Annotated in this window: 15 protein-coding genes; 3 read left to right on the top strand and 12 right to left on the bottom strand. The window is 62.6% G+C overall.

Annotated elements, in window-relative coordinates; all coding sequences use genetic code 11:
- Positions 1 to 18: 18 nt before the first annotated feature.
- Together tssL and tagH are read right to left on the bottom strand one after the other, a co-directional pair.
- Positions 19 to 1,512: a type VI secretion system protein TssL, long form gene (tssL, locus tag AC0L2U_RS16495; protein ID WP_473602222.1), complete on the bottom strand. Its 1,494-nt coding sequence runs from the start codon at positions 1,510 to 1,512 to the stop codon at positions 19 to 21.
- Between the two features lie 303 nt (positions 1,513 to 1,815).
- On the bottom strand, positions 1,816 to 2,862 hold the full coding sequence (tagH, locus tag AC0L2U_RS16490; protein WP_473602220.1) for a type VI secretion system-associated FHA domain protein TagH: 1,047 nt from the start codon (positions 2,860 to 2,862) through the stop codon (positions 1,816 to 1,818).
- A gap of 247 nt (positions 2,863 to 3,109) precedes the next feature.
- On the opposite strand from tagH, the gene AC0L2U_RS16485 reads away from it, so the two are divergent.
- Genes AC0L2U_RS16485 through AC0L2U_RS16475 form a run of 3 tightly spaced genes read left to right on the top strand, consistent with a single transcriptional unit; the run spans position 3,110 to position 7,044 of the window.
- A complete protein-coding gene (locus AC0L2U_RS16485) occupies positions 3,110 to 5,437 on the top strand; it encodes a type VI secretion system Vgr family protein (protein ID WP_128287438.1) in 2,328 nt (775 codons plus the stop codon).
- Between the two features lie 7 nt (positions 5,438 to 5,444).
- Positions 5,445 to 5,870, top strand: a complete 426-nt coding sequence (locus tag AC0L2U_RS16480; protein WP_127383510.1) for a DUF6484 domain-containing protein — start codon at positions 5,445 to 5,447, stop codon at positions 5,868 to 5,870.
- Positions 5,871 to 5,880: 10 nt separating this feature from the next.
- Complete coding sequence (locus AC0L2U_RS16475; RefSeq protein WP_473602219.1) at positions 5,881 to 7,044, top strand: hypothetical protein; 1,164 nt, start codon at positions 5,881 to 5,883, stop codon at positions 7,042 to 7,044.
- Positions 7,045 to 7,100: 56 nt separating this feature from the next.
- On the opposite strand, the gene AC0L2U_RS16470 is transcribed toward AC0L2U_RS16475, so the two are convergent.
- The 10 genes from AC0L2U_RS16470 to tssJ are packed head-to-tail and all read right to left on the bottom strand — an operon-like array spanning position 7,101 to position 18,294.
- Entirely contained in the window at positions 7,101 to 8,153 is a 1,053-nt protein-coding gene (locus AC0L2U_RS16470; protein ID WP_128287440.1) for a hypothetical protein, read from the bottom strand.
- The gene (locus tag AC0L2U_RS16465) at positions 8,141 to 9,229 is read right to left on the bottom strand and encodes a DUF2169 family type VI secretion system accessory protein (protein ID WP_128287441.1); all 1,089 of its coding nucleotides are present in this window, start codon (positions 9,227 to 9,229) and stop codon (positions 8,141 to 8,143) included. The genes AC0L2U_RS16470 and AC0L2U_RS16465 overlap by 13 nt, the downstream gene beginning before the upstream one ends.
- Positions 9,230 to 9,232: 3 nt before the next feature.
- Positions 9,233 to 9,724 (bottom strand): hypothetical protein, encoded by a 492-nt coding sequence (locus tag AC0L2U_RS16460; RefSeq protein WP_128287442.1) that lies wholly within the window; start codon positions 9,722 to 9,724, stop codon positions 9,233 to 9,235.
- The gene (locus AC0L2U_RS16455; RefSeq protein WP_128287443.1) at positions 9,725 to 10,153 is read right to left on the bottom strand and encodes a hypothetical protein; all 429 of its coding nucleotides are present in this window, start codon (positions 10,151 to 10,153) and stop codon (positions 9,725 to 9,727) included.
- Between the two features lie 25 nt (positions 10,154 to 10,178).
- A complete protein-coding gene (locus tag AC0L2U_RS16450; protein ID WP_128287444.1) occupies positions 10,179 to 11,078 on the bottom strand; it encodes a DUF4150 domain-containing protein in 900 nt (299 codons plus the stop codon).
- Positions 11,079 to 11,081: 3 nt separating this feature from the next.
- A complete protein-coding gene (gene tagF / locus AC0L2U_RS16445) occupies positions 11,082 to 11,606 on the bottom strand; it encodes a type VI secretion system-associated protein TagF (protein WP_473602218.1) in 525 nt (174 codons plus the stop codon).
- Positions 11,603 to 15,139: a type VI secretion system membrane subunit TssM gene (gene tssM / locus AC0L2U_RS16440; RefSeq protein WP_473602216.1), complete on the bottom strand. Its 3,537-nt coding sequence runs from the start codon at positions 15,137 to 15,139 to the stop codon at positions 11,603 to 11,605. The genes tagF and tssM overlap by 4 nt, the downstream gene beginning before the upstream one ends.
- Position 15,140: 1 nt before the next feature.
- Positions 15,141 to 16,463: a type IVB secretion system protein IcmH/DotU gene (gene icmH, locus AC0L2U_RS16435; protein ID WP_128287447.1), complete on the bottom strand. Its 1,323-nt coding sequence runs from the start codon at positions 16,461 to 16,463 to the stop codon at positions 15,141 to 15,143.
- A gap of 4 nt (positions 16,464 to 16,467) precedes the next feature.
- On the bottom strand, positions 16,468 to 17,802 hold the full coding sequence (gene tssK / locus AC0L2U_RS16430) for a type VI secretion system baseplate subunit TssK (protein WP_023809148.1): 1,335 nt from the start codon (positions 17,800 to 17,802) through the stop codon (positions 16,468 to 16,470).
- A gap of 39 nt (positions 17,803 to 17,841) precedes the next feature.
- Positions 17,842 to 18,294, bottom strand: coding sequence for a type VI secretion system lipoprotein TssJ (gene tssJ / locus AC0L2U_RS16425; protein ID WP_023809147.1), 453 nt, complete (start codon positions 18,292 to 18,294; stop codon positions 17,842 to 17,844).
- Positions 18,295 to 18,296: the final 2 nt, after the last annotated feature.

Genomic DNA, 18,296 nt, shown 5'->3' with positions numbered 1-18,296 from the left:
GCTCCCGACTGGCCGTGCTCACAATGTTTCCTCCTTGGCGATCATCACATCGACACGGCGGTTTTTGGTGCGGCCTTCCGGCGTCGCATTGTCGGCGATTGGCTCGTCCTCGCCCTTGCCGTCCACCGTTAGTCGCGAAGGATCGCTGAACTTCGGTGCCATCAATGTTTCGACGGCCTTCGCCCTGGCGACGGAAAGATCGAAGTTGGACTTGAACGGGCTCGATTTTCGCGGCTTCACATTGTCCGTATGGCCGACGATCCTGATTGGTCCGCGCTCGGGCTCCAGGGCCGCGGCGATATCGGCGGCAATGGGCTGGAACTCTGGCTTCGCCTCGGCCCTGCCGGACTGGAACAGCAGGAGATTGTTGATTTCCACAACAATGAATTCGCCCTTCGTGCCGATTGTCAGCCCGCCGCCTTCGACTTCCTTGGCCAGTGCCGAACGGATGCGATCGATCTGCGTGGTTGTGGCGACGGGTGGGACGACTTTCGCCGGCTCCGCCAACGGCGCCACGCTGGCCCGTTCGATGGCGATCGGCGTCGATGGGGTGAGCGCCAGCAATTCACCAGCGGTGGCGTCGCCTTCGTTGGTAATGAAGACCCGCAGTGCGAAGAATGCAGCAGTCACCAGCGCCGACGCAGCTGCCGCGACGACCCAGAGCGGCACGCGTGTCGACGATTGCGTCATGGTCGACGCCAGGCCCTGCCAGCGGGGCGAGATGTCCGCGTCCGCACGTGCCTTGAAGTAGCGAAGCGTTTCGTAGACGTCGCGCCGGACGCGTTCGAGATTGCTGTCTTCGCGTGTCAGGCCCCGGTACTGGCCCTCGAAGCCCAGCGACAGGCAGGCATGCATCAGTTCGAGCAGATCGTAGTGTGCCTCGGGACTGGCCAGGATCTTGTTCAGCGCTTCGAAAAAGCCCGTGCCGCGGGGCTCGACGTGAAAGAACTGCGACAGCATGCTGTGCTGCGCCCAAGCGTCTTTCTGTGGCCAAGGCAGGTTGCCGATGAGATCGTCGGTGGCTTCGCAGAGGACGAATTTCGCAATCCGCGCATCCTCTTCGGCAACGCCTGATTTCTCCAGTGCCCTGTCGCATCTATCAATCGCCTCGGTGACATGTTCGGCCAACGGCTCGGCTTGTCTCTCGATGGCAATAAGCCTGAACTGGCCGAACAGCATCAGCAACGGTGCGGCCGCGGCAAGGATCGGGTTTGTCGTGGAATATCTGACACGGTCCATGACATTGAGCAGGGTCTCCTGCCGCAGAGCTGACGCCGGTGCCGCCGCGGGTGCGGAAGGAACTCCCGGATAGATCACGGTCCCGGATGTCCAGCCCGGCGGTGTGTGCCGGCCGACGCCGGGATCGAATACGGTCGAATTCTTAATCAGCGAGGTTTGCCCGTCATCCGCGACGGGCACTTGAGGGACCGGCGCCGGTTTTCGCTCACGCCGTGGAGGGGCGCGAATGACGGTCTTGCCCGCCGGGCCGAAAGGATCGTCCTTCGAACTCATGGACGATCGTCCGTGCAGGCGGTGTGCCCGCGACTGGGTGAGACAGGCGCAAAACGGTTTCTCGTCAGGTGAAGGAAACGCAACCCCTGCCGACCCTGACCGTGTCCGGAGGAAGGTAGGCCATATCTTACTATCCCGCCGAAAGATGACATTTGCCGCAGACCCCCAGGTCGATCAGCCTTAGCCGCTTAGCGAATTGTCGTATGCGATCGTAATCTCACAAACTCGCGATTGGAACCGGATGCCGCGCACCAAAGAGGTTTTCTTCGTCGACTTCAGCCTCGCATCCCCCTTTGGGCCTGTCTATTTCTGCTTGTCGGCCTTGGCATAGGCCTCGCTGAAATAGGCCAGGAATATGTCCAGCATGCCGTTCTCGTGGGCTTCCTCCATGGTTCGCCAGGTCGCGACAAAAGCGTCCCAGGCCTGGCTTTTCTTCGACGAGAACGATGTGGGGGGGAGTTTCTTTCCGATCGCCTCGGGCGACAGATCGTCGAGCAGCCGCGACAGCGCAGCTTGCATGGCGGCATAGGTGGCGAATTCGTGCGTTTTGAGATCGCGGAATGCATCTTCGATGCTGCGCCTGGCATCCAGATAGCCGGCCCTGCGGCGGGCGAACATGATTTCGAGGATGTCGTCGGTTCCCGGGACGAACTTCAGGGGGTTGTTGTCGGCGGCGCTGATCATCGTCCGTTGTGTGCTCTTGGCCAGTATTTTCGCGGCCGCGCGCGCTTTCAAAAGCATGGTCAGTTCCTCGACCACAGTCCGCAGGACCGTGCCGATTTCGGCGGCAACTTCATGCGGATCGCGCGATTGAAGCAATTCCGGCGAGATGCCGGCCGCGATCGCGATTTCCCGCAGCACTTCGTCTCTGGTCGAGGGGAGAGGCGGTTGCGACGAGAACGCCGGAGCCGGAACCCGCTGCCCGGACTGTTGCTCCGAAGGAGTGAAGAACGGCTCGGCGGCGAATTCGAGCGGCCGGCCTGTCGCGGCCGGCATTTCTCGTTGTGTCGAACTGATATGGCCTGTCGTGGCGCGCTCATCGTCGATCGATACAAAGATGACATAGCGGCCGATCAGCACCCGGTCGCCATGGCTCAGCCGATGCGGGCCGGTCATGCGCTGGCTCGATCCGTTGATGTAGGTTCCGTTGCGCGAGACATCGTGCAGCCAGAAAGCGCCTGCCTCGTAGCGAACCTCGCAATGCCGGCCGGAGATGAACTTGTCGGGGTCCGGCAAGGTCCAATCACAAGCCTCACGACCGATTTCGAAGCTGCGATCGCGCGCCGCGTAACCGGTCGAGATGCCCGCAGGCAGGGCGTCGACATTGTTGATTTGCAGACTGATATACATCGAGGATCGCCGTCGAACGCTGATCGATACTCCACATTCTAGCAGTTTGCACATCCCACAGGACAGCGGCGTTTCGAGCCGATGCATCGATAGGGCAAGGTTTTCCGCTGTGCATCCTCTTTGGTCGGCCGGACAACATGTGGTAGGCTCAACATAGTCTGGTGCGGCGGGCCTAGAAAGTTCCTGGACGGATGTGGGAACTTCAAATCCACCGCGCCGGCGGCCGCGTCCAGGAGGGGCACGACCCATGCCGAACGAACGTGCCACGCTTGTGCAGACACCGGTTGGCGCCGATCTGTTGACCTTCACGCATCTTGTCGGTCGCGATGAGATCAGCCGTTGTTTGGCTTATACGGTCGGGTTCGTCAGCCCCAGCCCCGATGTCGATCCGTTGAAGATGCTGGGGGGCGTCGTTTCGGTCGAAGGTGAATCCGATCCGAAACGTTGGTTCAGCGGCCTCGTGTCCGAGTTTCGCCTGACCCGCATCGAGGATCGGCTGGCCTACTACGAAGCGGTCGTCAGGCCATGGCTCTGGTTTCTCGGCAACACCACCGATTGCCGTATTTTCCAGAACAAGAGCGTCGTCGACATCGTCAAGGACGTTTTCAAGAAATACAGCACGGCGGAATTCGATCTGCGTCTGCAGGGATCCTACCCTCCGCGCGAATACTGTGTGCAATATGACGAGACCGATCTGGATTTCGTCCAACGGCTGCTTGAGCATGAAGGCATCCTGTATTTTTTCGAGCATGACGAGGGCAAACACACGCTTGTGCTGACCGATGCGATAAGCAAGCTGAAGCCCGCGCCGGGCTACGAGAAAGTACCCTATCATTTTGAAGGGCAGGGCTCCCGGCGCGATGTCGAATACATCACCGAATGGATCCCGGGCAGTTCGGTGCGCCCGGGCGCCTATGCCCACACCGACTATGACTTCAAGAAGCCGGGCGCCGACCTTATGGCCAAATCGGCCCAGCCGTTCAGCCACAAACTGGCCGCCGGCGAAAACTATCGCCAGCCCGGCGCGCATCTCGAAGTCGGCCGGGGCGACAACCTGGCCGCGATCCGGCGCGAGGAAATCCAGGCCGTCCACCAGCGCATCGCCGCGGTCGGCACCGTGCGCGGCCTGTTTTCGGGCTGTACGTTCAAGCTGGATGGCTTTCCGCGCGAGGACCAGAACCAGGAGTATCTGGTGGTCAGTGCCGAATACAGGCTGTTCGATCCGGGATACAGAAGCCATGCCGACGTCGACAGCGAGAACTTCAAGGTGATTCTCGGCGTGGCCCCGACCGCCTTGCCCTATCGTCCGCCGCGGATCACGCCACGGCCGATCATGCGTGGGCCGCAGACGGCAACGGTGGTCGGTCCGTCAGGCCAGGAAATATTCACCGACAAATACGCCCGGGTGAAGGTGCAATTCCACTGGGATCGCCTGGGCAAGAAGGACGAGAACAGCTCCTGTTTCGTGCGGGTCTCACAGACCTGGGCCGGCAGCGGCTGGGGCTTCATCCAGATACCGCGCATTGGCCAGGAGGTGATCGTCGACTTCATCGAAGGCGACCCTGACCTGCCGATCATCACCGGCCGGGTCTACAATGCCTCGCAGATGCCGCCATACGGGTTGCCGGCGAATGCCACGCAATCCGGCTGGAAGTCGAACTCCTCGCTCGGCGGCGGTGGCTACAACGAGCTGATGTTCGAGGACAAGGCCGGCTCCGAACTGGTCAATTTCCAGGCGCAGAAGGATCACAACCTTCTGATCAAGCATGACCGCACCAAGCTGGTGCAGCACGATCAGTCGGACCGCATCGACCACGACGCCAAGCATTCCGTCGGCCACAACCTCGACGAGGACGTCGGCAACAACAAGACGGTCAAGGTCGGCGTCGACCAGACCACCGACATCGGCAAGAACGATACCGAGACGGTGGGCGTCAACCGCTCGCTGACGGTCGGCTCGAACGAAACGATCGGCATCGGGGCGAACTCGACGGAGACGATCGGGTCCAATCACACGCAGACCGTCGGGTTGATCCAGACGATCACCGTGGGCGCGGCGCGAGTGGATTCAGTGGGCGCGGCGGAAACCCGAAGCGTTGGCGCCGTTCAGACGAATCAGATCGGCGCATCGCGCTCGGTGACAGTGGGGGCCGGACAGACTCACACCATCGGAGCGGCGGACAATTGGACAATCGCCGCCGCGCAGAGCGTGAAAGTCGGGGCGGACCAGAGTTTCGCCATCGGCGGCGCGCAGTCGTCGCAAATCGGCAAAGGCAGGTCGGCAAAAATCGGCGCTGACGACGCAACCGATGTCGGAGGCGGGCACGCGCTCAAGGTCGGCAAGGGCAGCGGAATCCAGATTGCGGACGACAGCTCGATCAAGGTCGGCAAGAACCTGGTGATCGAGGCGGGTGACTCGATCACACTCAAATGCGGCTCGGCGTCGATCACGATGAAAAAGGACGGCACCATTGTTGCCGACGGCAAGGACATAACGCTCAAGGGCAGCGGCAAGATTACCGTCAAGGCCGACGGCGACGTGATCGTCAAGGGAAGCACCATCAACAACAACTGAGGGCGTCATCATGGAAGTGCTGGATCGTATCGACGGCGTCGTGATCGGCCTGCTGATCGGTTTCGAGGGCGGGGCGCCGCTTGTTGTCTTCGTAGGCAATCCGCACGAGACGGCGATTGCGGCGCGCAGCCTGACCGAACTGGACATTTCGGCGATCGGGTCAGAACTGGCCCTTCTGTTCGAGGAGGGTGATCCCACGCGACCGTTGGTCGTTGGACGCATCGTCGATCCGGCGCACAAGAACAAGGAGCTGAAAGTCGCTCGCGAAGGCGACCGTGTCGTCATCACCGGAGACGAGCGCATAGAACTGCGCTGCGGCCTTGCGTCGATCATTCTGGAAAAGAATGGCCGCGTGACCATTCGCGGCAGCCAGTTGACGAGCCAGGCCAGCGGGACCAACCGTATTCGCGGCGGGGCCGTGCATCTCAATTGAGGCATTGCCGATGCACAGCATCGCGACCATTGCGGCGATCGTGGATCAGCATGCCGAAGATGCCGCTTTCCTCTGGCTTCGCCGCCGCCGGGAAATCGATGGTTCAATTCTCGATGAGACGGACATCGGCCGCATTGACCAGCGTCTCGACGCGAACATCGAAGGGCTCATGGCTGCCGGCAAGGCCGGCTGGGATGCGGCCCAGGCCCGTTTCACAGACTATGCCGAGCCGGGGGAGCTTTTCGCGCTTGGCACGCTGGCATTGCATTGGGGCGATGCTGATCTGGTAGCGATCGCGATCGACGCCGCGGCGAGCCTCGGTGAGGCCGGCCTGTCGAGCCTGTCCGCCGCAGTCGCGCGCACACCGCGTGAAAAACTGCGGCCGTTTGTGGCGAAATGGCTGGACACCCACGATGCGCCACGGCGTTGCCTTGGGCTCTCTGCGCTCTGGCACCATCGCGTCGATCCGGGGCCGCGTCTTCATGATTTAGCGAACCATTCCGATGCAAGAGTGCGCAGTCGAGCCGTCAGGCTCGCCGGCGCGCTCAAGCGACGCGACCTTCTTCCCGCGGTGCTGGCCGGCCTGGATGGCGAGACGCCCAAGGAGCGTTTGACGGCGGCCCTGGCATGTTGCCTGCTTGGCGAGACGCGGTCCGCCCACCCCGTGGTCGACAAGATCGTACTGACGGAACCGGGGCTTGCCGAGGCAGCGATCGAGATACGCTTGCTGACGACTGCGACGAAGGCCGGCAAGGGCTGGCTGCAGAAGCATTTGGAACAGCCGGCGCTTCGCGGTCTGGCAACAGCTTCGGTCGGTCTGTTCAGCGACCGCGCGGTGATGCCCTGGCTGATCGAGAAAATGCGTGAACCGGAACTTGCCGGCGCTGCCGGTGCGGCACTTCGCGATCTGTTCGAGGTCGATTTCGGTGACACCGACCTTTTTGTCGTCGACCCGGCTGTTATCGGCAAGGACTTCGCGCATCTGGACGACAGTTCGCTGCCAGTGGCCGAACGCGTCGAGGCATGGTGGGACGCGGGGCGGGGCGGGCGCAGTCACCGTCCTTTCCGGTCGATGCGCCGATTGCGGCTCGACGCAGTGCGCGCGGCATTCACGACGGCCGACGCGCCACTCGCCGACTGGCGTGTCACGCGCCGCTTTCCGGCTTGGATTTAAATTCGGAAGCATCGGATCCAAAAGCGGCGACCGGTTCAACTGGAGGGCTTGACACTCTATCGCCGGGTCATGCGGGCCATCACGGCAGCCGCGCGTAGGCCGTTTTCGGAGGCGAGTTCACATATGGCGGTCGGGCCAGGTGCATAGCCCTTGAGAAAACTGTCGGTTGCCAGCATCAGCGCAAGTGCCCCACCGGCCGCTCCGACATCGCCGATCGTCATGGCGGGATAGGCGGTGGGCAGGATTTCCCGGCGCGTGCGATAGAAGCGCGGCCGTGCGATCAGCTGCTCCCAGCCGCTGTAGCGTTCGCCATTGCCGTTGCTGACGACGAAATCGATATCGGGTTCGGACGGACCCGATCCGTTCACTGCATCGCGCAGGGCGCCGAGCAGGGCGCGGCCTTGGCTGTAGCGGTCCGACAGCACGCTGTCCTTTTCCTGGGCCAATCCCACACCATGGATGGCCGCATGGACATGTGCTTTCCCTTCCGGGCCGCGGGTCAGCCGGACAAAGGCTGCCGCCTCGCCCGGAACAAGTCCTTGCGCGTTGTCTGCTCCCTTGAGGCGCCCCGCCTGCCCCAGTCGAGCGAAGTCCGTGTCATTGACGAGACTGTCGACCCCTCCGAGCAGAACCTGTTCGACGCCCTCCTGTTCCATCAGCTCCAGCGCGCGCTCCAGCATGGAAATACTTGCAGCCGCGCCGCCGTCGATCGCTCGCGATGTGGCATGGAATTTCTGGCCGGTCGCCTTGATCACCGCGGCGAGGAAGTCCGGTGGCGCGATGTCGCGATAGGCCGGGTGATTGCGAAAGCTTTCGGGCGGGGTGAGCAGTATCGCGCTGGCCTCGGCAGAGACCGTTCCTGTCCGGAGCGCCTCGCCGATGGCACGCGCCGCCATGTTGATCAGCCATTCGCCGTCGTTGCGGCGCAACTGGTAGTGCGTAGGAATGCGCGCGACAATCTGAACGGCACCAAAGGGCTCGGTCAGGATCTTCTCCTCGAAAGCCGAAAGACCCGCCCTGATCGCCGCGATGGTTTGCGGCGCGTTGAGCCCGGCAGGTGTCACCGCGCCGGCGCCGGCGACATAGAGCGGCCGCCTCACGGCTGCCACACGGGCAGGTCCTGCAAGGTGCCGTCGCCGCCTCTTTGACTGAAATAGTCCTTGCGTTTGCGCCTTGCGACCAGAAGGGCCGGCGAAACATGGCCGAAAACGATCTCGCGCAGAGCCGGCGCATTGCGCCTGGTCACGAAGGAAAGGCGCGCCTTGAGCGTGATGCGCCAGATATCGGGCTCGATGATCACGGTATCTGCCCGAAACGCGCGATCCTCAATGCGATCCTCGTAGATCAGCCGCAACGGCGCAACGACATGTGGCAGCCGAAAATCCCAACGTCCGGTCGGAGTGAGGCCGACCAGGGATACGTCTTCACGACCGCTGAACTGTGCCAATTGTTGGTCTGCCGGGGTACAAAGACGATATCGCGGATCGAAATCCTTTGGTGGCAACGGCCACTGCGTGTCAATCCACGCTTGATCGTAGGTGCCGGCAAAGCCGATGCGCGGCTGCCAGCCGCGACCGAGCACGCCAAACCCGGCAGGCTTCGGTCGGTCGGAGGGACTCAGGAAAGGTTCTCCCGGATAGGTGATGTTGGGTGCCTGCGTCTTGACAGTCGGATCGGCCGAACGGGCATGGTGGAACCCGACGCCGACCGGGTTTCGCTGATCCATCTTGCCGTCCGCTGCAGTTCCGCCATAGGCGCGCTCGTAGACGATCGGCATGGTCCTGAAAGGATGCGGCGCGCTGTAGCTGCCGGCGTCATAGATACGGTCGCCGGCGACGTTGAGCACTTTGCGAATGCCGCCGATGCTCAGCCCCACCTGCATTTCGCGGACCGGCTTGCCGTTTGGCGCATAGGCGGTGCCGTTGACGATCACTTCGGCGACTGGTTTCTCAGCAACGATGTCGGCTTCGTAGCGGTTCGACGACAAAGCCGGATCGCCGAAAGGCACGTCGCCAAAGGTTACCGGCAGCTGTTCATCGGCAGGACACAACTCGGCGCTCTGTTTCGGCGCCTCGAAGCTCGCCGAAAACATTGCGACGAGCACCTCCTGCCCCTCCGCGTCCGGCTGCACATGCGTGGCAGCAGCGAAAGGAGTACGGTTTTCGACCCAGACGTTGAATGCCATCGCTCAGCACCAATTGCCGTTCTCGTCGAGCCCGACAGGCCAATAAGGCATGCACGCGATCAAACGGACAAGTTCGGTCTCGCCGGCATCGATCAGCCATTGAAGCAGGAGATATTCTGGCCGAATTTTCTCCGTGTCGGGCATCATCGCATTGCGGTTGGCACATTCCAGCCAGATGACGCGAACGATCCACACAACGCGCGGGTCGGATGCGGGGCCGGCCATCCGATTGTTGAAGGCCGCTTCCAGCGCATCCTCCTCCGAGAGACCCTTGTTGCGCTCGGCCTCGACTGTCCCCTCCCACCACGGGGCGGCTTCGTTGTATGCCTGCTGAATGAGCTGGCGATAAGCGTCGAACAACTGCTGATAGTCTGCTGCGGCTTCGTCATGCGACTTGTCCGTTGTGTGCCAGCCAGAATGACCGTCCACATCGAACATCGCGGTGAGCAGGCGCTTGATGCCGGCCTGGGTATCATGAAGCGTGAGGAGAGCCATCTACACCGCCTCCTCGAACTGATTGAGGCCAACAGGGATATAGACGATGCCGGAGACCAATTTATGCAGGTCGGGGGCCTTCGTCTTAATGTCCAGGATCAGCAGATCGACCGGGCGGCGATAGTCGACCGGCTCGCCATTGTCATTGGTTCCCCAAAGCTCTTCCGGATGCTTTTCGGGCGGCGGCTCTCCGGCGACTTGAAGAGCGTCGTGGTTAAGATCGTCGATTTCCAGATAGTAGTTTCGAAAGACGGCCAGGACGCGCGGATGGCCCGAATAGCCGGTTGGCCACCGGTTGGAGATCTCGGCCGGAACCGGATCGCCCAATTTCTTGATGCCTGCCAGCTTCTTCCACCATTCCATCAGTTCCGGTTGCAGAAGCCTGAGCTCATCGATGTAAGCCTGCTGGATCTCCTCAAACGAACGCATCACATCTCCCTCTCAACAGGCTTGGCTATGCTCCAGGATATTTTGACCGGGCATATGCGTCGGCTTGGCTGCCCTGGCTTTGCGCATGCTTGCGACAATGCGGTTTAACGCGATCCGTCTCGCCCATGTGTTTGAGAAACGCATCCGGCGACTTTTCCATATGGCATCCGCCCATTGCCCAGGCGACGGACAATGGAGGCTGGTGATCAGGTGTGAAGGCTTCTTGCTCCACGCTGCCATCTTCGGCGAATTTCGATTCCTGGTGCACCCTGCCGCGTTTGCGGTCGACGACAATCAAAGTGCCATTGGAGTACTGGTTCGCGCCATTCACCTTTGAGATCAACGTGTCCCAGACACCGGGATTGGTCGGAAGCTTCGCGCACTCCCAGCAAGGCCCGCCCATCGTCTTATCATAGTGCGGTTTGTTCAGCGGCGCCCGGTGTTTTTCTTGATCGTAGGGTACCGTACAAGGTACTCCGGCCTTGTCTCCCAGAACCTTGTTGAAATCCACGATTGCCTGCGCATCGACGCAGTTGGGCGGGTCGCTCATCTCGTTCTGACCCATGGTATCGCCATGGCGCGCGACACCCTTGCCTTCGACCTTTACGACAAACGACCAAAGCTTGAACGTACCCTTTCCTTTGGTCTTGTGGGTGATAACGCCACCACCTTGAGTGCCGGCTTCGTCGCCGGTGCTGGTAGCGACTTCGGACGCATTCTCGAGCGCTGTCGGATTGCCTTGTATCTTGACGCTCTTGCTGCCTTTGGTCAGGTCGCTGGCGGAAAGCATGTTGACATAAGGCACAGGCACTGGACCGGTTGGCGGCGGTGGCGGACTGAGACAAACGTCGCCGGGCGCGACGCCTTGACCGCCGCTTCCCTTGTGGAAAAATCCCATGCCTTCCGCGTAGACGCTGTTGCCCATGGCCTAGCGCGCCTCTGTCTCGCGTCTTGGGGCGCGCATCGCGAGCAACCCGCTCGCCGCCAGATCGTGAATATCGGTGAACCTGAATTCGTTGACTTCCCAATCCTCGCACCAGAAGACGGTTTCGCACGGAGCGGACCCGGTGCCCGGCTGCGGCACTTCGGCAAGACGCTCAAGCAGCCGCGCTTGAAGCCAGTGCTTTTCCACGCAACCGTCGATGAGATTGACCACCGCATCGAACCACGGATCGCTGAGATCTGGCGGCGGGCCCAGCCGCACAATGGCGAACGGATAACGGCGGCCGACGCGATCCTCGCTCATGCGCCAGACGCCGGCACAGGGCTGGTCGCCGAAAATGCCGCCCTTGACGATGAAGCGCCAGACACGCGAATCCAATTCCCCCTCGTCTGGCCTCTCGCGCAGTTCCATCGACATCCACCGGTCCCAGCGGTCGATGAACGCTCGCGGCAAGTTCGCGGCGACAAAATCTCCGGTCGCCGGAATCTTGCCGAAGAAGCCGGTGCTCATATCTGCGGCGGACATGAGAATTTCTTGAACATTTGCAGGTTGTAGGGATTTTCGACGCTGGCGGCCTTGAGCTCGAAATCGGCGTACATGCCTTTCGTCCCCAGGCGCAGGCTGTAGACATCCGACAGCGAAGTGCCGGTGAATCGGCCGCTGCGCAGCATCCTCAGCCACGCCCAGCTGCCGGTCTCGTTGAGCATGATTTCGGGCGAACCATCGATGGGCTGGAAGGCGAGCGAGATGACCCCGGTGCCGTCCTTGCCGGGCCAGGTCATCGGTTGCGGCCGCGTCGCGTTGTTGAAGTAGACGAGGGTCTGGCCATCGAGATTGAGCGTTACGCGCGTGACGTTCGGAGACAGGTCCTTGGGTTCCAGCGTGAAGCTCATCACCGGTCCTGTACCGCCGGGAAAGAGATCGTCGCGTATCCGCCTGGCCTGCTCGAAAGCCGCCAGCGCCGAAGGGTCGAGGCCGAAATCGGCACGCCATTTCCACGGCTGGCTGGCGGTGTCGACATAGCTGATCAAATGGTCGTTGGTGAACGCGTCGATCAGGCCCGCCGGTCCGAACAGGCGGGCGAAGTCGCGGACATTGACGTCCACCGCGCTTTCGGGACTGAACGGATAGCGGTCGTTGAGCGCCGCCTGGCAGAAGGGCAGGATGTCGGCGCGCCAGATGGCGTTGAGCTCCGAGGTGACCGCCTTTTGCGTCAACCCGCTGGTGTCGCCGGCGACACCGCCGAGCCAGTCGTCGACCGGGTCGGGCAGGATTTGCGCTTGCCTGGCGACCGCCCCCGTCAGTTCGGCGAGGCCGCCTTGCTTCTTGATGGCATCCTGGGGATCGGGATTGGCCGTGACCGTCTGCAAAACGTTGGACAGCGCCGTCAGAGCCACCACCGCGGCGTCGAGTGCTGGCGGCTGGCCGTCGACCTCGGCAATAGCACCTTTGAGCGGCTTGAAGTGTTCGGCCACCAGGTTGCCGGTAAGATCCACCTCGTCAGCTGAGCCCGCGCGTGGAAGCAGCTTTGCCCCCGTTTTGACGATCTTGCCGAGCTTGCCGAGTTTGCCGAGCAGTTTCGAGCCGCCCTTGGCCGCCGCCTTGTCGTCGGCCGGCGCTTCATCGGACCGGGTAAGCTCGGTCTCCTGAACGACCGCCGTGAGCAGGCGTTTCAGCGCTGAATCGGCGCTGGAAAGATCCTTCAGATTCTCACTGGCGATATTGAGGTCGCTCAACGGCGCCAGCCTCATATCGCGCAGGAAGCTGTCCCACTGTGCGATATAGTCGTCGTAGTAGAGCTTCAGGATGTCCTCGGACAGCGCCGACACGGACGTTTCGGAGTTCTCGGAGCAGCCCCCGGCGAAGACCGCCCGATCCAGCGCCGCTTGTGCTGCCACATCCTCGATCCGGTCGAGAACGGCGTCATGGAAGCCTGCATAGGTGAATGCTCCCGAAATGCCGACGCGAAGCGTCTTGCCGGAGCGACGCGCAAAAACTTTGGCGCCGTTGGGACCGGCGAAATTCGCCGGAATCCATTCTTTGAGCCCGGCTACTACCGGATCGGCCAGCAATTGCTTGTAGGCACGCGCCGGCAATGAAATCGTGCATACCGTTTTCAGCGCTTCGGCAACCAGCGCCTGGTCGGGCTCGATATAGCTTTCGTCGACCGTCATCCGGCGGATGGCCGCAAGCTGATGCTCTTCGGCATCGGCGGTTGGAAATGGTGCTGCGGCCGCGAATTCGGGAAGGCTGTTGACCCACCAGTCCTGGGTGTAGTCGGGATCCATCTGCGACAGACCCGTCATCATACGATAGGTCTTGAGAGCGCCGAGCATGAAATCCGGATCGCGGATCTGCCGCCACATGGTGGCCTCGAGAAGGGCCACCATGTGCGGCTCAAGCACGTTGCGCAAGGCGTGATCGTAGGTGTCGGCCTGAGCCCGCACCAGTTCCGCCGAGGCCGATGGCCCCAGCAGATCCTGGACAGCGGCCGGCGGTGCTGTCCGGGCATTTGAGACCGCGTCCATTGCCTCGAGCGCGCCGTCGATGGCAGGCTGCTGCACCGATGCCGGGTTTGCGGCAGCCGAGGTCAACGGCGTCTGCAGCGCTTCGAACTGGCTTGCCTGGGCCGAGATCGCATTGCGGTTGTCGTAGTAGGACCAGGCAAACACCGCACTGGCCAGCAAGCCCGCTGTGGCACAGGCAGCCGCCGCGCCCCGCCAGATCCAGGCGCGGCGGCGTTGCGCCAGCGGGTCGAACGTACCCAGGCCTGCTTCCTTGAAGATGACTTCGGTGAGCAGGTTCTTCAGGAAGAAGCTGCGTTTCTCGACCCTTGGTGCGGGCAGGACCCGCCGTGGCGGAAGACCGAAAGACGACGACAGCGCCGCGGTCAGTCGGTCGATAGGCGCCCCCTCCTGAGTCGCCGATGTCAGGTAGAGGCCGCGCAGCCATGCAGCCTCTTCATACCGGCTTTCGCCGAACATCGCCTCGACCAGCACCTGGATCGGTTCGGACAGGCTTGCGAGTTGGGCAGGAAACCGGAAGATCTCTGCACGGGCGGCGAGTTTTTCCTCATCCTCCAGGCGCGGCACCAGCCGCCGCTCGAGTTCCGTCGCCAGCGTCGAAATTTCGCGTTCGATGGTCTTGGCATCCACGCGCGCATCCAGCGCGAAGGTCGTTCCCCACACCTGCTCGCGCGAGGCGGTGGACAGACCGCCGAAGAAGGCTTCGAAACCCTTGATCAGATCGGCCTTTGTCAGCATCAGATAGACCGGAAGGCGGATTTCGAGCCGGTCGTTGAGCTCGGCCAACCGGCGGCGGATCTTGCGGCCGTGCGCCTTGATGGCTTCGTCGCCCTCCGAAAGCACGTCGATCGAAAGCGCCACGATGACGCCGTTGAGCGCGCGGCGGCCGCGATGCTTCTTCAAAAGGTCGAGGAAGCCCAGCCATTCCGCCGCGTCCACATCGGGCTGGCTCTCCTGCTGCACATAGCGGCCGGCGGTATCGATCAGAACCGCGTTTTCGGAAAAGAACCAGTCGCAGTTGCGGGTGCCGCCGACCCCTTGCAGGTCGTCGGTGAGGTCGATCGGAAAATTCAGTCCGGACTGCCGCAGAGCCGTGGTCTTGCCGGTGGCCGGCGGCCCGACGATCACATACCACGGCATGTCGCGCAGAAACTTGCGGCCGCCCAGCTTGCGGCGCTTCAGTTCGGCCATCACCTCGGTGAACTTGGCACCCACGGCGGCGACGTTCTCTTCGCCGGGGCTCAGCGGCTTTTCCACCGCAGGGGCGGCAATCTCAGCGACGAACAGGCGGTTGGCGCGGATCGCCCGGCGCTGGGCGACGATCAGCCAGATCAGCCAGAAGATGACCAGCAGCGCGATGATGACGATGCGCACATTTTCAGAGACAAACGGTTCGTAGGCACCGACCCTGACGATCGGACCGAACACCCAGATGACCAGGGAAAGCAGCGTGATGCCGATCAGCGTCCACAGCCAGCGCGATGTCAGAACCGCCCAGAGGAAGCGCAGGATGAACATCTCACAGCCTCTTTTCGACAAGCACCTCGGCGCGGCGGTTCAAGGCTCGCCCCTGGCGCGTGTTGTCGCTGGCCACTGGATCGGTGGCCGCGCGGCCCTCGGAATGGACGCGGTCCCGTGGCACTCCGTTCTGGACCAGCATGTCGGCAATCGTCTGGGCGCGAGCCTCGGACAGCCGCTGGTTGGTCGACAGCGGATTGGTCTTTTGCAGAGGAACGCCGTCCGTATGACCGATCACCGTGATGTTTCCGATCAGCTCCTGATTGGCGAGGATCACCTTGGCGATCGAACCGATCAGGGGCTCGAAACCTTCGGTCAGTTGTGGCCGCGACGACTGGAACAGTTCGGGGTTGGAGGCCTGGATGATCAGCTTGGCCAGCGAAACGCTCTCGGTGCCGCTGAGGGCGGAACTGAGGTCGGCCGGCGCTCCGGCCTGAAATTCCGGCAACAGCGCAAAATCCACCTTCTCCGGCGGCGGGGCATCGACCTTGGGCGACGTACGGCTGATGTCGCCGCGTGCAGGCGGCGGCAACGTGCGCACAAGTGCGGAAAGCTCGACCGCCTGGCTGCTCAGTCCCATCGAGAGTCCGATATGGATGGCAGTGGCAACAACCGCCGCACCGAGCGCCATAACCCAGATCGGAACGATGAAGCGCTGCGGTTCGTCGGATGCGATCACGCCCTGCCAGTTTGGTGACAGTGGCGCGCCTTCAGCGTCGGCATCGCGCAGGAAGCGTGCCGCCGCCACTCGTACGGCATTGAGTGATCGGTCGCCTGACCGCCCAGGCACGCGATATTTGCCGCGGAAGCCGAGCGCCATGCAGTCATATTGCAGTTCCAGCAATTCGCGATCACGGTTGGGATGGCGTTCCAGTTCGTCGAGACGCGTGAAGAACTGCGTGCCGGCATCGACGTCGCCGTGCAGCATGACCACGAGCGGCTGCCGCGGCCAGGCGCTGGCCCCGCCCCATGGCGTATTCAAAGCCAGATCGTCGAGCAACGCCGCCACGCTCCAGGCTGCCTGGTCGGCCCTCTCCATCGAGGATCCCGTCGACATTGCCATGTCGCGTGCCCGAACCAGTTCTTCGAGCAATCGGGTGCGCAACGTTTCCGGATTCTCCGGCGGCAGCGCGCTTTCAAGCTCGGGAGCGAACTCGAGCAAGGGCGCGAATGCGTTGACAAGCGCGTTCGGGTGGGTGCGAGACCGCTTTACCACTGCGCCCGGCAAGAGCGGCGCCATCGGTCGTGGCGTTGGCGCGCCGGTCAGTCGTATGCGGGTGCGTTCGCGATCATCCGACAGTCCGAACGGATCATCGCGGCTCATGATCTCACCTGTTCACCGAATAGCAGTCCACCTGCGGCTCGCTTGGCAACACGCCCGAAACGCCGATGACAAAGCCGGGAGCATCGAGCAGCGAGGCCCAATGCTCGCTTTTCTGGTCCAGCTCGAGGCACAGCCGATCGCCATCGTAGGGGATCTCGCGCGGCTGGGAATGAAGCGGTTTCAGCGGAATGCCGGGCAAACGCGATTTCCACAGGCCCTCGAACTGGTCGGCCGAGCCGACAGTCGCCTGATTGACGAAGATCTTGCGCAGCGCGTCCTCCGACAGCTCCGAGCCGACCCGGATGACGATCCGGCTGGCCACCAGCAGCTTGGGGTTGTCGATGCGGATTTTCCAGACATTGGTCGAATGCCGCATGACAGGCAGCGCACGCGATTTAGGCTCGATGTAACGCAGGCTGAGGATGAGCGAGCGCAGCGCATCCGCCAGCGCCGAATAGGCGGGGCCTGGCGCCATGTGATCGTAAGCGGGTAATTCGCCCAGGCGCCGCGCGCTCGATCCGTAGGTCGCCATCGAACCAGCGAGCCCGGCAAGTTCCAGGTAAAGCTCGGCCGGATGGAAGACATCCTGCGCCAGCATGTGGGCGAGCCGCGGACGCGCCGCATTGGCGAGATTGAGCATCAGCAGATCTTCGACGCTGCGCCCAGGCCCGCCCATGACCATCTTGCCATGCGCCTCGGCGATCTGCTCGAGGCCTGTGACAACTTCCAGAAGCAATTGCCGATACCAGGCCACCGCGCCGGTAATCAGTGTCGGCGGCAGGAAGGTCTCGTCCAGAGAGACGCCACCATCGGCTCGAACCCCCTTGAGGTCGGCTATCGGCAAGGCTGTGTAGCCACCGACCGACTTGCCGGGTGCAAGCAGCAGCGCCTGCGGACGGGCGATCTCGATTTCTTCAGGATCTGAACCGCCCTGGACGGCGTCACGCACCGAAACAACCCGCCCGTGATAGCGTGCTCCCGAGGCGGCTGCGTGTGCCGGATCGAAGCCGACACCTCCCGGAGGCTCCAGAGGCAAGGCCACCAGCACCGGCCCGGCGCTCGTGTCCGGGGTGACCGGCAATGGTCGCGGCGCGTCCATCATGTCTGGAATGGAGAAAGGTGTTCCGTCCGGAAAGATGCCCCGTGCGGACAGGATCGAGATTTGGCCGGCCTCCAGCAATGCCTGATCCAGCGTCAGCTGCTGGAAGCCGAACGTATGCAACTGCCCGGCCTGCAACGCGCCGCGCACCGTCGCCTCGAAAAAGCGATCCTGCTGCTGGAAATGCTGGGTCCGGAGAAACAGACCTTCGGACCACAGCACCCTGTTTGCATCGCTCATGCCGCTACTCTCTGCATCGAGCTCCCCTTGCCCTGGCCGTTAGGCGGAAATGCCGCCGCTGCCAAGCGAGACGTTGACCGTAAATTGTGATCCCGCCGACACTGACTTGGTCGTCCGCCAGTTCCGGCCGCCGGGCTCGCGGATCAGTGCAACGAAGCCCAGCGCCGTCGCGTCCGGCTCGACCGTGATGGTCTTGGACGCGGTCTTTCCCGGCCCGACGGCTATCTGGTCGGATCCGATGAGGTCGCCTGCGAGTGCCGAACCGGCATCCCCCTGCAAGGCAAAGTAGTCGGCGGAATTGAATTTGCCGGTGCTGCGCAGCCGCATGACGAGGACCGTCACCGGCCGGTCGCCGCCGCCCGGTCCCGGGTTCATACCGGCCCCGCCGGTCAGTTTGACGGTGATCACCGATGGTTTCGGCGGCCCGCTCTGGCAAGCCGTAAGCAGCCCGGTTGCGCCCAAGGCGACAATGAATTCGCGTCGATCGATCATGT

The organism is Mesorhizobium sp. WSM4808 (assembly GCF_055811675.1).
The sequence above is the reverse complement of the archived record's forward strand: the minus strand, read 5'-3'. Positions and strand labels throughout refer to the sequence as shown.

Bases quoted from the DNA above. Each gene is read 5' to 3' on its own strand.
- AC0L2U_RS16460 (WP_128287442.1), bottom strand. From the start codon at position 9,724: ATGGCTCTCCTCACGCTTCATGATACCCAGGCCGGCATCAAGCGCCTG.
- AC0L2U_RS16450 (WP_128287444.1), bottom strand. From the start codon at position 11,078: ATGGGCAACAGCGTCTACGCGGAAGGCATGGGATTTTTCCACAAGGGA.
- tssM (WP_473602216.1), bottom strand. From the start codon at position 15,139: ATGTTCATCCTGCGCTTCCTCTGGGCGGTTCTGACATCGCGCTGGCTG.
- AC0L2U_RS16455 (WP_128287443.1), bottom strand. From the start codon at position 10,153: ATGCGTTCGTTTGAGGAGATCCAGCAGGCTTACATCGATGAGCTCAGG.
- tagH (WP_473602220.1), bottom strand. From the start codon at position 2,862: ATGTATATCAGTCTGCAAATCAACAATGTCGACGCCCTGCCTGCGGGC.
- AC0L2U_RS16485 (WP_128287438.1), top strand. From the start codon at position 3,110: ATGCCGAACGAACGTGCCACGCTTGTGCAGACACCGGTTGGCGCCGAT.
- AC0L2U_RS16465 (WP_128287441.1), bottom strand. From the start codon at position 9,229: ATGGCATTCAACGTCTGGGTCGAAAACCGTACTCCTTTCGCTGCTGCC.
- tssK (WP_023809148.1), bottom strand. From the start codon at position 17,802: ATGAGCGATGCAAACAGGGTGCTGTGGTCCGAAGGTCTGTTTCTCCGG.
- tssJ (WP_023809147.1), bottom strand. From the start codon at position 18,294: ATGATCGATCGACGCGAATTCATTGTCGCCTTGGGCGCAACCGGGCTG.
- tagF (WP_473602218.1), bottom strand. From the start codon at position 11,606: ATGAGCACCGGCTTCTTCGGCAAGATTCCGGCGACCGGAGATTTTGTC.
- tssL (WP_473602222.1), bottom strand. From the start codon at position 1,512: ATGAGTTCGAAGGACGATCCTTTCGGCCCGGCGGGCAAGACCGTCATT.
- AC0L2U_RS16475 (WP_473602219.1), top strand. From the start codon at position 5,881: ATGCACAGCATCGCGACCATTGCGGCGATCGTGGATCAGCATGCCGAA.
- icmH (WP_128287447.1), bottom strand. From the start codon at position 16,463: ATGAGCCGCGATGATCCGTTCGGACTGTCGGATGATCGCGAACGCACC.